At 35.2% G+C, this 14,681-nt stretch carries 11 protein-coding genes; 3 read left to right on the forward strand and 8 right to left on the reverse strand.

Annotation, left to right across the window (positions count from 1 at the left end):
- Positions 1-57: 57 nt before the first annotated feature.
- The 3 genes from tnpA to FF52_RS11505 all read right to left on the reverse strand — a co-directional run bounded on the left by tnpA (position 58) and on the right by FF52_RS11505 (position 3,084).
- Entirely contained in the window at positions 58-489 is a 432-nt protein-coding gene (gene tnpA, locus FF52_RS11495; protein ID WP_008465632.1) for an IS200/IS605 family transposase, read from the reverse strand.
- 23 nt (positions 490-512) lie between these two features.
- Entirely contained in the window at positions 513-1,871 is a 1,359-nt protein-coding gene (locus tag FF52_RS11500) for a rhodanese-related sulfurtransferase (RefSeq protein ID WP_008465633.1), read from the reverse strand.
- 250 nt (positions 1,872-2,121) lie between these two features.
- Positions 2,122-3,084 (reverse strand): polyphosphate kinase 2 family protein, encoded by a 963-nt coding sequence (locus FF52_RS11505; protein WP_008465634.1) that lies wholly within the window; start codon positions 3,082-3,084, stop codon positions 2,122-2,124.
- 257 nt (positions 3,085-3,341) lie between these two features.
- Here FF52_RS11505 and FF52_RS11510 point away from each other — a divergent pair, with 257 nt between their 5' ends.
- Genes FF52_RS11510 through FF52_RS11520 form a run of 3 tightly spaced genes read left to right on the forward strand, consistent with a single transcriptional unit; the run spans position 3,342 to position 9,039 of the window.
- Positions 3,342-4,487 (forward strand): efflux RND transporter periplasmic adaptor subunit, encoded by a 1,146-nt coding sequence (locus FF52_RS11510; RefSeq protein WP_008465635.1) that lies wholly within the window; start codon positions 3,342-3,344, stop codon positions 4,485-4,487.
- Positions 4,488-4,505: 18 nt separating this feature from the next.
- A complete protein-coding gene (locus FF52_RS11515; protein ID WP_008465636.1) occupies positions 4,506-7,679 on the forward strand; it encodes an efflux RND transporter permease subunit in 3,174 nt (1,057 codons plus the stop codon).
- Positions 7,672-9,039, forward strand: coding sequence for an efflux transporter outer membrane subunit (locus FF52_RS11520; RefSeq protein WP_008465637.1), 1,368 nt, complete (start codon positions 7,672-7,674; stop codon positions 9,037-9,039). The genes FF52_RS11515 and FF52_RS11520 overlap by 8 nt, the downstream gene beginning before the upstream one ends.
- A gap of 171 nt (positions 9,040-9,210) precedes the next feature.
- On the opposite strand, the gene FF52_RS11525 is transcribed toward FF52_RS11520, so the two are convergent.
- From FF52_RS11525 to FF52_RS11545, 5 genes are all read right to left on the reverse strand, one after another.
- Complete coding sequence (locus FF52_RS11525; RefSeq protein WP_008465639.1) at positions 9,211-9,621, reverse strand: BrxA/BrxB family bacilliredoxin; 411 nt, start codon at positions 9,619-9,621, stop codon at positions 9,211-9,213.
- Between the two features lie 102 nt (positions 9,622-9,723).
- A complete protein-coding gene (locus FF52_RS11530; protein WP_008465640.1) occupies positions 9,724-10,518 on the reverse strand; it encodes a tetratricopeptide repeat protein in 795 nt (264 codons plus the stop codon).
- Between the two features lie 11 nt (positions 10,519-10,529).
- The gene (locus FF52_RS11535) at positions 10,530-11,705 is read right to left on the reverse strand and encodes a lycopene cyclase family protein (protein WP_008465641.1); all 1,176 of its coding nucleotides are present in this window, start codon (positions 11,703-11,705) and stop codon (positions 10,530-10,532) included.
- Positions 11,706-11,723: 18 nt separating this feature from the next.
- Entirely contained in the window at positions 11,724-12,188 is a 465-nt protein-coding gene (locus FF52_RS11540) for a thioredoxin family protein (protein ID WP_008465642.1), read from the reverse strand.
- Positions 12,189-12,344: 156 nt separating this feature from the next.
- Positions 12,345-14,597 carry a TonB-dependent receptor gene (locus FF52_RS11545; RefSeq protein WP_008465643.1) on the reverse strand — a complete coding sequence of 751 codons (2,253 nt, stop codon included), beginning with the start codon at positions 14,595-14,597 and terminating at the stop codon, positions 12,345-12,347.
- Between the last annotated feature and the right edge of the window lie 84 nt (positions 14,598-14,681).

Here is a 14,681-nt window from a genome sequence, read left to right on the forward strand (position 1 = left end):
GGTTGAAACCGTGGGCTATATTCTATATTGTGATATCTTTTATGTCTTGAAATCGATTTAATTTTCAAACCCATGCAGTTTTACAAATTCATCAAATTCCTGCTGTCCATCCTTATTGAGGTGATGCTGCTTTTGTTTTTTAATGTAATTAAAAACAAGATCAAGCTGAGACTCGCTTACAGCAAAAGCCGCATAGCCCTTTTGCCATGCGAATTTTTCAAGAATTAAATTTTCTCCATTTATACAATGAGATGAAACTCCTTTCGCTTGACGAATTACATCCGAAATAGATTTTTGGGGATTCAATAAAAATAAAATATGTACATGATCAGGCATTCCGTTTATGATTCTAACAGGACAACCCAATTCAATTAACTCATTGTGAATATAATCGTATACCTTTTTTTCAATTGAAAAGTCAATTAATTCCTTACGGTTTTTGGTAGACCAAATGGCATGAATCCATAATTTAGCAAAAGAATGTGACATTGTAAAGTAGCATTAAAAAACCGCTAATTTACAATTTTATACAATTTATCTGACAAACGGATACGAAATGGAACCTCAAAAGTAACCTTATCACCAATTTTAGCAGATTGAGTTTCTGCACCGTTTACGATGATTTTATCTAAAACCAATTCCTGATCGCCTGTAGTTGGACCTGAAATAAGGATTTTGTCACCACTATTTAATTCGTGATTTTCTACTGTAAATTGTCCAACTTGAGCTTTTACATAATAATGTTCTGCTTTTCCAAGAAGTACTTTCTTTACTTTTATTTTCTGACGAATATCAGCCTGCTTTTGAGCTGTTGCCAAAGCCGTTTCTGGCAAGTCGCCCGAATGTTTGAATTTCAGATTTTCAGATTTTCCTTTTCTGAACACTTTATTTCCAACTTGTTTTCCAGTTCTCAAACGAACTTGGTCAACCAAAGGCATGTGAATAATCTCTAAACATTCTGTAGAGCAACAGTTTTCCATTGCGGCTTTACATTCGTCACATTGAATAAACAATAAATGACATCCGTCGTTTTCACAGTTGGTGTGATTATCGCAAGGTTTTCCGCATTGGTGGCATTGAGAAATAATATCATCTGTAATTCTTTCGCCCAGACGATTATCAAATACGAAGTTTTTACCTATGAATTTGCTTTCTAAACCTTCTTCTTTCAATTGTTTAGCGTAATTAATAATACCGCCTTCTAACTGATAAACGTTTTTGAAGCCTTGGTGTTTGAAATAAGCACTCGCTTTTTCACAACGAATACCACCTGTGCAGTACATCACAAGATTTTTATCTTCTTTGTAATCTTTAAGCTGTTCGTTGATAATAGGTAAACTCTCTCTGAAAGTTTCCACATCTGGGGTAATAGCACCTTTAAAATGTCCCACTTCACTTTCGTAGTGATTTCTAAAATCAACCACAATTGTGTTTGGATCGTCAAGGATTTCATTGAATTCTTTGGCTTTTAAGTGAACGCCAATATTAGTAACATCAAAAGTATCATCGTTTAAACCGTCAGCAACGATTTTATGGCGCACTTTTATGGTCAATTTTAAAAAGGAGTGATCGTCTTGTTCTACGGCAACATTCAATCGTATGCCTTTCATGAAATCGTAAGCTTCTAGCGTTTCTCTAAAAGCTTCAAAATTTTCTGCAGGAACACTCATCTGAGCATTAATTCCTTCATGGGCAACGTAAATTCTCCCCAGAGCATCTAGTGCGTTCCAGGCAATGAATAAATCGTTACGAAATTTTTGTGGATCTTGAATTTTGGCATACGCATAAAAAGACAACGTAAGACGTTGTTTACCGGCATCATCGATCATGATGGCTCTTTCTTCTGCGCTCAAAGTGTTATACAGTTGCATGCTATAAACAGTTTTAAGTTAAGAATATATATTTTTAGATTTTCCTTAAAATCTGCGGCAAATTTAGAGTTTATTTTGAGATTAAAAATGTTCTTGCACCAATTATCTGATTTTTTTAACATCTTTTGGCTCCTTATAAATTGATTTTACAACCTATATCAAGCCGATTGGTGATTCTCTGCAGAACGTTGTACGAAATATCATTTACTTAAACAAAAACGCCGAAATCAATCTTTATAGCTGTATAAGGTCACTCTTTTTCTTCTAACAATGCTTTTTTGACCTCATTCAATTCTGCTATTTTTTCGGGACTTACTTTAGGATATTCTAAATCCATTTCGTCTAAAGCATGAATAATTGCTGAAGCAATTGCAATTCGGGCATACGATTTATTGTCCGCGGGAATAACATACCAAGGTGATTTCTTGGTTGATGTATTTCTGATTAATTCTTCATAGGCATGCATATATTCGTCCGAATAACCGCGCTCTTTGGCATCGGCTGCACTAAATTTCCAGTTTTTATCAGGATTGTCAACCCTTTCTATAAATCTCCTTTTTTGTTCTTCTTTAGAAACATTTAGAAAAAATTTAATGACAATGGTTCCGTTTCTAGTAAGATATTTTTCGAAATTTCGAATATCCTCAAAACGGTTTTCCCAAATATCTTTGGTAATCAGTTTTTCAGGAATTTTTTGCCCTCTTAATATCTGTTCATGGACACGAACTACAAGAACTTCTTCGTAATAAGAGCGGTTAAAGATTCCTATTCGGCCTCTTTCTGGCAAATGTTTTTGACAGCGCCATAAATAATCATGATCTAATTCTTCTGAACTAGGTCCTTTAAAAGAGGAGACCTGACAGCCCTGCGGATTTATACCCGACATCACATGTTTGATTGCACCATCTTTTCCAGCGGCGTCCATAGCTTGAAAAATAATAAGAACCGACCATTTATCCTGCGCATACAAAATATCTTGCATGGCGGCGAGAGCTTTAACTCCCATTTTTAGTGTTTTTTGAATCAATGCTTTGTCTTCATCACCAGAATAAGATGTAGGTTTATCTTTTAATGTAAAATCTTTATCATCGCCAACACAATATTGGTCAGAAAATTTTTTAGCTCGATGCAATAATTCCTTTTTTGTTATTTTTTTTAAATCATTGTCATCTTCATCTATTTTTTTATGTTTTTTCTTGTTATTTTTTGACATAATCACAAAAGTTTGAATTATTTAATACATAGACGGAATAAATTATTCCTACAAAAAATGTAGATTATCGATATAATATCGCAGTTTGCCCGATTTTTCATTATCATCTGAAAGTCAGATAATTATTTTTTTTTAACTAAAATTAACAAAATTCAAACAATATTTATCCATTTAACCAAAAAACACTAACTTAGCTAATGCACTTTACTGGTTTTTAATTAGTTGTATCTAAATTAATTTTATAAAAGAATTTAACAATGAACAAAATCTACTCCTCAGCAATTTTACTTAGTCTTTTTATTTTTTCTTGCAAAAAAGAGACTCCACCAAGTCCAAAACCACTAGAAATTTCAGTCACTTCTGTTTTACAGCAAGATGTAAAATTAGAATCTGAATATACGGGGCAGACTTTTGGTCAATCAGATATACAAATTAACCCGCGAGTTGATGGTATTATCGAAAGTATGAACTTCAAAGAAGGAAGTTTTGTTAAAAAAGGACAAGTGCTTTACACAATTGACCCTTTACCTTACAAAGCTAAGCTTAACGAAGCTCAGGGAGTTGCAGCAGAATCACAGGCGCGTTTATCTAAAACAAAATCAGATTTGGACATGATAACGCCTTTAGCAAAGATGAATGCTGTCAGCCAACGCGAACTGGTCTCGGCAAAAGCGGCGTATAATGCTTCTTTAGCCCAAATAAAAGCATCTGATGCTTCAGTAGATAATGCTAAAATCGAATTGGGCTATTGTCAAATTTTAGCTCCAATTTCAGGATTAATTGGCATTTCCAAAGTTCGCGTAGGCGATTATGTAAGACCTGGCGCCATGTCTATTCTAAATACCATTTCAGACTTAGGAGATGTAAGGGTACGATTTACTATTAGCGAACAAGAATTTCTGCGTCTTTTTAGAGAGTTCAACAAACCTAATTCGGCCTTAAAAGGCTCGGGAGCAACTGTAACTATAAAATTATCTGACGGTTCTACTTATCCAGAAACAGGAAAAGTAAGTTTTGCCGACAGACAGATCGATCCTTCTACTGGAGCAATCACATTTGAAGCAACGTTTCCTAATCCAGATAAATTACTTCGTCCTGGACAATATGTAAAAGTCGCGCTTCTTACAGACATTCGTAAGGAAGCAATCGTAATTCCGCAGCGTGCTGTTATCGAAGTCCAAGGAATCTACCAAGTTTATGTAGTGGGTAATGATAATAAAGTTCAGATGCAGATTGTTAAACCTGGTCCAGCTGTTAAAAACGGATATATCATTGAAGAAGGGTTAAAACCAGGCGATAAGATAGCCATGGGAGGCACTTCTTTATTAAAGAATGGAAGTGTTATTACTCCAAAAATCGTTCAATGGCAATTAGGCGATCCAGAAACCGTAGCTGCAAAGTAATCTAAATCACATACTATTATGGGAGAATTTTTCGTTCGAAGACCGATTGTTGCCATTGTAATTAGTATTATTATTGTGATACTTGGATTACTGGCATTACAAAAAACACCTATTTCGCAATATCCGGATATTAACCCGCCTGTTGTAAAAATTACCACTTCTTTTACTGGAGCAAATGCGCTGAATGTTGAACAGGCAGTGGCAACTCCTATTGAGCAAAAAGTAAATGGTGTTGAAAATATGCTATACATGAAATCGATCAACACTTCTGATGGTGCTTGTACTATTGAAGTTACTTTCGATGTGGGAACTAATCTGGATAATGCCAATATGCTTACGCAAAACAGACAAAACCAGTCCGCTCCATTTATGCCTTCAAGTGTAAAACAACAGGGTGTAGTGGTAAAAAAATCTCTATCGTTCCCGATGATGTTATTTACCATTACGTCTAACAATCCAAAATATGACGCCAAGTTTTTAAATAACTACGCCAGTATAAATGTCGTTGATCAATTGGCTCGTATAAAAGGAGTTGGAGAAGTTGCTCTTTTTGGAGGAAGCGATTACTCCATGCGTATTTGGTTAAAGGCAGATATGATGAGTAAGCTCGGCGTAACCGTTGAAGATGTCAAAAATGCATTGAATGCACAAAACATGATTAGTCCAGGAGGAAAATTTGGGGCTGAACCAGCACCTCCTAATACTGAATTTACATACGGTGTAACACTTCAAGACCGATTAGTTACTGAAAAAGAATTTGGAAATATTGTAGTTCGAAGTAAAGATGATGGAGCGCAAGTTTTATTGGGCGATATTGCCCGCATCGAATTAGGAACTGAAAATTACAGTTCAACAGCCAGAAGAAACAGCTCTCCAAGTGCCGTTGTAGCTTTATACCAAATGCCTGGAAGTAATGCGCTTGATGTGGCAGAAACTGCAAAATCCACTATGAAGCAATTGTCTGAAAGATTTCCGCAAGACGTTGTATACCAAGAATCCTTAGATACTACACTGGCCATTACCGCTGGGGTTGATGATATTGTTCATACTCTTTTTGAAGCTATTATATTGGTTATTCTAGTGGTATTTATATTCCTGCAAAACTGGCGCGCTACTTTAATTCCATTAATTACAGTTCCTGTTTCGCTGATTGGTACCATTGCGGTTTTCCCAATGTTAGGATTTTCGATCAATACACTCTCTCTTTTAGGATTAGTATTGGCAATTGGTATCGTAGTCGATGATGCGATTGTGGTTGTTGAAGCCGTAATACATCATATCGAACATGGAAAAACCCCTCGAGAGGCTACCGTTCAGGCAATGAAAGAAGTTTCAGGACCCGTAATTGCCATTGCATTGATTCTGTGTGCTGTTTTTATACCAGTAGCGATGACACCTGGAATTACGGGGCGTTTTTATCAGCAATTTGCCATAACCATTGCCGTCTCGGTCGCCTTTTCTGCATTTAGTGCTTTATCTTTAAGTCCCGCACTCTGTGCCATGCTTTTAAAACCAACAAAACCTCTTGACCAACAAAAGGGATGGCTTGCTAAATTCTTTTCATGGTTTAATAGGGTTTTCGAAAATGTTACAGGAAAATATATTGGCGGGGCAACATTTTTTGCCAAAAAAGCAATGCGTATTGTTGTTTTACTCGCTGTGATCCTCGCGTCAATTGTACTTTTAGGCAAAAAGATTCCGTTAGGATTTATTCCTGAGGAAGATCAAGGCTATGTTTTAGTAAATATTGCTTTACCACCTGCATCATCTTTACAGCGTACAGATGAAATATCAAGAAAAGTAGACAGTTTTCTTAAAGAAGAGAAATCTATTCTGTCTTATACAACCATAAACGGATTTAGTATGCTTACAAACTCCTATCAGCCTAATAATGCTTTCATCTTTATTTCGTTAAAACCTTGGGAAGAAAGAGCTGAAACGGCTAAACAGTTTGTAGACCGATTCAATAAAAAACTGGCCACTCAAATTACGACCGCAACCTGTTTTTCATTTGGTCCGCCCGCAATTCAAGGTTTAGGTGCTTCTGCTGGATTTAGCTTAATGTTACAAGATCGAGGGGGAAATACACCACAATATTTAGCAGAACAAACACAAAAATTTATTGCCGCGGCACAGCAGCGCCCTGAAATAAAACGAATTTACACCACATTTAATGCTGGTACTCCACAAATTAAACTGGATATCGACAACGACAAGGCAATGAAATTAGGAATACCTGTTTCTAAAGTAACCGAAGCGCTTGGAGCATTTTTAGGAGGAAGTTATGTAAATGACTTTAACCGCTTCGGGCGTCAATACAAAGTTTATGTGCAAGGAGAAGCTGTCAATCGTGTTAAACCAGAAGACCTAAACATGATTTACGTGAAAAACAATAAAGGCGACATGCTTCCAGTTTCGACACTGGTTACAGCAACTAAAGTTTCTGGTCCCGATTTCACGAATCGTTTGAACTTATTCCGATCCGCTGAGATTGGAGGAAGCCCGAACGATGGTTATAGTAGTGCGCAAGCTTTAACTGCATTGGAGGAAGTCGCAAAAGAGATCTTACCAGCAGATATGAGCTACGATTATATTAACTTATCGTATCAAGAAAAACATTCGCCTGGAGGATCATCAGTGTTTATTATGGCATTGGTTTTCGTGTTCTTAATCCTAGCCGCGCAATACGAAAGCTGGAAGTTGCCATTTAGTGTATTGCTTGGAGCTCCTTTTGCAGTATTTGGAGCATTTTTAGGGCTTCTTTTAGCAAGATTTGGAAGTGACGCTTATGTCAATAACGTTTTTGCGCAAATCGGACTTGTTTTACTTATCGGATTGGTAGCGAAAAATGCCATTCTTATAGTTGAGTTTGCCAAAGAAGAATATGAAAAAGGAAAACCCCTTTACGAATCGGCAATGTACGCGGCAAGACTTCGTTTTCGCCCGATTCTGATGACCGCTTTTGCATTCATTCTTGGAGTTGTTCCGTTATTGACTGCTACAGGTGCAGGTTCTCAAGCCCGTATTGTAATGGGAATGGCTGTATTTAGCGGCATGTTGATCGCCACCGTTTTAGGTGTATTAATTGTACCGGGTCTATTTGTTATGATTGAAAAAATTGGACACAAGAAAGAAGAAACAATCGCAACAGGAGAAAACAATGTAGAATCAAATACTACAGACCATGAGTAAGAAATATAAAATAATCGTTATTGTATTGGTTCTTTCCTTATTTCCGGTGGGATGTATGGTTGGTCCAAAATATAAAAAACCTGAGCAGTTAAAATCAGATTCTTATAGAAACGAAAGAAATTTAGACAGTCTCGCTTCCGTAACCAATTTAAAATGGTTCGATCTGTTTAATGATGATGTCTTAAAAGGTCTTATTCAAAAAGGTCTTGAGAATAACTATGATCTAAAAATTGCAGTTTCAAGAATTGAGCAGTTTCGTTCCCAATTGGGTTATACCAAAGCCGATTTATTTCCAGCTTTCCAATATGGAGCTACAATAAACAGTAATGAAAAATATATAACTCCATCTACAGCTGGCGCAACTATGTCTTGGGAACTTGATTTCTGGGGAAAATTTCGCCATGAAAATAATGCTGTCAAAAATGAACTTCTCGCCACAGAAGAAGCTCGTAAAGTAGTATTGTCCGATATCGTTGCCAATATTGCAATAGCCTATTTTCAGATGCGAAACTTTGATGATCAGCTGGAAATAACAAAGCATACGCTTGAAACAAGACAAAAATATTATGAAATTATAAGCGAAAGATTTGCGAAAGGCTATATCTCTGAAGTTGACAAAGTGCAGATTGAACAGCAGGTTGCCATTGCCGAAGCAGCAATTCCTAACATTGAAAGACAGATAACGTATCAGGAAAATGCCATTGCACTGCTTACAGGGCAGCTTCCTACTGAAATTCCGAGAGGGAAAAGCAATACTGAGTTGCAGATTGTCAGTAAAATCCCGTTGTCAATTCCGTCTGCATTATTAGAAAATAGACCCGACGTAAAAGCTGCCGAATTAAGATATGCGGCTGCCAATGAAAGAATTGGCGTAGCTCAGGCAATGCGATTTCCATCTATCAATCTAGCTGCAATTGCCGGATTTGCCAGCGCCGATTTGAGCAATCTGTTTCTAGGAAGTTCGTATTTGCAAAATGCTTCTGGAGGAATTGCTGGACCAATATTCGCTTTCGGAAAAAACAAAAGAAGAGTTGAGATAAACAGACAACAGGCAGAACAGTACAAATTCCTTTATCAGAAAACGTATATCGATGCTGTTTCAGAGGTAGAACAATCCATACAAAATGTCAGAACCTATCAAGAAGAATGGAAAGCACGCAACAGACAGGTTCAGGCCGCTTTAATAAACTACAAACTATCTCACGAAAGATATGACAGTGGTTACGTTTCTTACTTAGAAGTTTTAGATGTAGAAACCAATCTTTTTAACGCACAATTAAGCTTAGCGCAATTATCTGAAAGACAATTAAGTTCAATGGTTGAATTGTACAAAGCACTTGGCGGGGGATGGAATTTATAAGGTTCTGAGATTCTAAGATTCAAGTTGCTAAGGTTCTAAGTTTTTTAAACTAAACATATAAAAACAAAAAGAGGCTATCTCAAAAGGACAGCCTCTTTGGTTTTTTAAATCTTTGTCACTTCAATTCTAAACTTAGTATCTCAGAATCTTAGCAACTTAGTATCTTTAAAATTAACAAAACTCGTTAAACGCATCTTGCAAATTCTCAGCAATTAATTCAGCTGGGCGTCCTTCGATGTGGTGACGCTCTAACATGTGAACCAATTCTCCGTTTTTAAACAAAGCCATAGATGGCGAAGATGGAGGAAATGGGAACATATGTTGTCTTGCAGCATCAACAGCTTCTTTGTCAACACCTGCAAAAACAGTAATTAAATGATCTGGTTTTTTAGCTCCTTCCAAACTCATTTTTGCTCCTGGACGTGCATTTCTTGCAGCACACCCGCAAACAGAGTTTACAACAACTAAAGTGGTACCTTCAGCTTTGATAGCATTCTCAACAGCTTCAGCACTATGTAAATCTTGAAAACCAGCAGCTGTCAATTCAGCTTCCATTGGTTTTACCATTTCTAGTGGATACATATTCTTGTTTTTTTAAATTGTACTTTTTGAACTGCAAAGTTACAAAGTTTACTCGCAACTAGTTACTAAGAAGTATAAAGTTTTGTTATAGTTTGATTGTTATTATCTTAATTTCTTTTGATACGGATAAGTTTCATAAACTGTATTGTCTTCATTAATTGAAAATCCTTTTTTAGCATCTTGTTTTCCCTCTTCAATCAAAGCCATTATTTCCTCTTTTGGTTTACCTTTTTTATACCAACAGATTGCTTTATAATATTTTACATCTGAAAATTGAGGATATATTTTTAATGCTTTGTCAAAAATTACAATAGCCTCATCTAACTTTTGAAGTTCATACTTTGCAATTCCTTGATAAAAATATGCCGTAGGATGTTCTAATTGATTTCTATTTTTGTAAATGTCATTCACATAATCATCAAAAAGCTTTTCTGCTTTTTCGTATTCATTTAATTGCAAGTAGCATAGTCCAATGTAAAAACGATATGTATGATCCATAACATAGCTGTTTCCATACAATTTAATGCATTCTTCAAAATCTGTTATGGCACTTTTATAAGTTTTGGCAAAAATACATTTTATAAACCCTCGATACGGGAGCCATTCCTGTTTATTGTACAGAACTGCTTTATCCAAATAAAGCATTCCAACTTCGTATTTTTTACATTTAAAATACGGCATGGCTTTTAACTGCCAGAGTTGAGCAATTGTGCTGTCTTTTTTTAAACCTTCGTCAAGGCATGCCTGCCATTTGGCCATTTCAATATTGTAGTCATGTTTTTCCGCACAATCGGTTACAGATTCTTTCAAAATTGCGTCCTGAGCTTTATCAAAAGAAACTTGCGAAAAAGATAAAAGAGTAAAAAAGAAACTAAATAATAGAGTAATGTTTTTCAATTGTTACGTTTTTAGTTAGATTTATTTGAAAGAAAAATCACTCTAAATAACGCTTTAATAAATGGAATTTTGGGACACTTTAAAATAACTTTAACATCTTCAGAAAAAGTCGTTTCTTCATCTAAGAATTTGAAAATCAATTCAGGATTTCCTTTTTTAAACAAAGAAGAAAAGATAGAACTTCCCAATTCATTTTTTCTATAGAGAATATCTAAAAGCAGTAAATCATAAAACCAAAACTTAGATTTTTTATGAAAGTCTTTCATTTGGAAATCTTTTTGCTGAATAAACTCAACTAAGGCTGATGATTTTTTGTCAGAACTCTTAAACGTATAACCCGTACTTGCTTTTGTCCAGCCTCCTGCCGTGCCAATATTCAAAACACGTTTAGTATTTCTTTCCCAAAAAGGATAACAGGTCATTGGAATGCTTCCCTCCTCTTTTTCGAGAATTTGATATTGGCTTGCGCCGAGTTTCTTCAGATAAATTTGAATTTCATTTTCGTACTCTTCTTTCGAGAGCAGTTTTTCCGAAAACAGTGTATATTCAACCAAAGCCTCTATCTTTGAGATTGGCAAAACATACATAAATCTTGTATTTCCTTTTTGTTCAACCGAAAAATCCATGAAAGTTACTTCTTCGGGATTGAAAACTTCTTCTTCCGTTTTTACAAACCAGCCTACAAAATGCTGTTGTAAAACGGGATATTTGTTTTGCCCTTCGGCGAATGCCTTAGTATAAATGCTATTGAAAAGATATTGGCAAGTGTATCGGTTTTGCTCTGTTCCAACAAAAACATGCGTTTCAAGTTCGTTTATATCGGTTACTTTTTCATTTAAAAAAGTAATATTCGGATGTTTTGAAGTTGCTCCGAAAACGAAATTATAAAAATCTAAACCGTTGATTTTATTATAAGAATATGGTTTTAGATCCAGATCACGTCTAAAATCCTCGTTGGCAAAAAAAGCCAAATCCCATTTTTTTGAAATCACAGGATTCCAAACGTTTTCTTCTTTTTCCCAAAAACACCAAGTTCTGTCGTTGGTTTTCTTCACATCTTGATCTAATAGTAAAATCGATTTGTCGGTAAATTTTCCAGACAAAATCATTTTATAAACCGTCATCAGAGATGCGAGTCCAGTTCCTGTAAAAATGTAGTCGAAATGTGGAATTTGTGAAGAGTTCATTTTCAAAAATAAGAAAATTTATTTTTCCAATTTTTCCAAAAGAATTTTAAACTCTTTTGTGCTCAAATAAATATTATACTGAAAAATAATTTCGTTTTTCTCATTCAAAACGCACAAGGTCGGATAGGCAATTTGATTATTAATTGTTCCCAGCTGCAATGCCAGTTCGTGAACTCCGACATTATTTCCAGAAGGCAGGTATTTGAAAGTGTGATTTGCGAATCTGATATCTCTTTTTTCCTCTGCATTAAAATCAATAAAATAAAAATCGGAGTTTAGTTTTTCTATAATTTCTTGATCTTTAAAAGTTGTGGCTTTCATTCGCTGGCAAAACTGACACCAATCGGTATGGATGAAAACAATGGTTTTCCGTTTTTGGATTTGCTGTAAGCTGTCTACTTCTTCAAAAGTGCTGCTTTTTAATTGGCAGAATCCCGTTGAAGTTATTCCGAAGAAAAAAATAAGTAGAACTAGCTTTTTCATTTTTTTTTGTTTTTTAGCCACGAATTCACGAATTATTTCAAAAATTATCTGTAATGCAAAACAACAGAAAGAAAAATTACACAAATTAATATGATAAATTCCTGTAATTTTATTTGGTTGAATCTTAAAATTCGTGGCTAATAATTGCTATTAAAATTACCTAAAAGTATATCGCAATCCCAAAAATCCTCGAATAGTTTGGTTTTGTCCATAAACATAAGTCGTGTCAAATGTCAAACCGTACGGATTATCAGGCGTAACTAGAACTTTTCCATTTGAATCATATTGCACATTTTTATCAAAAGGATCATTAGTTCTTGAAATCAAAAACGGATTATTTTGCTTCGGAGTAAAGTTCAGCAGATTTTTGATTCCGCCATAAACTTCAAAATCTTTCCATCCCGAATACGTAAACTGAATATTCTGAATGCTATACCAAGGAGAATTTGGGCTTCTCGGATCTGTTTCACTCAACAAAGGCAATTTCATCGGACTATAAACATTTCCTGTGTAATCCATTGATAAATTCCAAGGCTGAATTTTATACGAAATGCTCCATGTTCCTGTGAAATTCTCGGTCAAAAAAGGCCTTTCAGAAACACCATTTTCAACATTTTTATTATCCAAAACCGTTGCTCCGACAATAAATTTTAATCCCGACGGAAAATTAAGATCGATATTCGTGCTGATTCCTTGACTCAAAGCGTAACCATCAATATTGTCGTAGATAATTTCGTTTGGGTTGGTCTCATAATCTGAAATGATCTTATTGCTGAATCTTGTATAGAAAGCTGTGGTTTCGATTCCCATAAAGGTCCCGTTTCCGAAATTAATTTTCTGAATATAATTCAAATTCACATTTACAGATTGTTCTGGTTTCAAATCGTTTTTAATAATAACATCTCTTGAACCTGTTAATGCCGCGTGATCTTCCGTAAATAAATTCACAACACGAAACCCAGTTCCTGCATTTAATCTAAAAATGGTGTTTTCGTTTGCTTTAAATCTGTACGCAAATCGCGGTGTGAAAATAGATCCATGAATAGAATTGTAATCATAACGCATTCCTAGCAAAACTTGGCTTTTTGGAGAAAATGTAATTTCGTCTTGAAGAAAAATCCCAGGAAGCCAAGTGTTTTCAGCCTCTTTTGTTGCAGGCGTATTATCGTCATAGTATGTGTATCGGCTTGCAATTCCCGCCAGCAAATCGTTACGTCCAATTTTTTTATCCCAAGTCAGCTGTAAAAATCCAATTTTCTGATTAGCAATATAAGATGTCGTACCATAACGGCTGTCTTGATAATGCACATTTCCAGAAAAAGAAAACATTAGTTTTTCTTCAAAAGGCAATTGATAACTTCCAATCAACTCAGCTCTTTTGGTATAAATGCTTTCACCATAAATTTCATCTCCGCCACGATATTTTTTCTCCCAACGAATATCTCCACCCCAACGATCTTCATACATTCCGCGTGCAGCGATCGTAAAAAGGCGATTGTGATTTCTTTTAAAACTCCATTTATTAAAAACAGAAATTCGTTCAGAAAGCGTAACATCAGTAAAATTGTCGTGATCCTTATCAATAACTTGATCGTAATTGAAATAATTAACACCAATAAGCGAAATTGCTTTTTTTCCAGCATTGAACTTCATTCCCAAATCAAGATTACTTTCAAAATAAGAAGTCGTAAAATAATCGGCAGAAAAAACGGGTGCATTAGTCGGGTTTTTAGTAATGATATTGATTAAACCTCCAACCGCTTCACTTCCGTAAAGAGACGAAGCCGGACCTTTTACAATTTCGATTCGTTCTACCAGAGAATTCGGAATTCCAGACAAACCATACACCGTAGAAAGACTGCTCACAATCGGCATTCCGTCAATCATTACTAAAGTATAGGGTCCTTCTAATCCATTTATATGAATGTCTCCCGTATTACAAACACCGCAATTGAGCTGCGGACGAACTCCATTTATATTCTGAAGTGCATCATAAATACTTGGCGTTGGATTTTTCTTGAAGAAAACTGGCGAATAAACCTCAACCGGAACGGCGCTTTCTAATCTTTTTACAGGTTTTAAGGTTCCAGAAACTACCACTTCGTTCAATTCATTCTGATCTTCTTCTAATTCAAAATCAAGATTCAAATTTTCATTTTCTAAAACAGAAATTCTTTGAGTTACTGGTTTGAATCCCGTCGAGGTTACATTTATTTTATAGTTCCCTTTCGGAATATTTTCTAGTTTATAAAATCCTATAGAATCGGTTTGGGTTTTAAAGTTTGTATTTAATAAACTAACATTAATTTCCTGACCTACAGGAATTGATGATTCCACTTTTCCTGAGATATTTTGTGAGTGTAGGTTTATAGCTGAAAATATTAATATTGTCAAAAATAAATATTTCATTCTTTTAAAATTAAATTTAGACAAAACTAAAAATTAAATTTGACAAATAATTATTATGAAACAAAATTTTTCAAACTGATTGAA

Source organism: Flavobacterium sp. F52, from assembly GCF_000278705.1.
In the GTDB taxonomy this organism is placed as follows: Bacteria; Bacteroidota; Bacteroidia; order Flavobacteriales; family Flavobacteriaceae; genus Flavobacterium; species Flavobacterium anhuiense.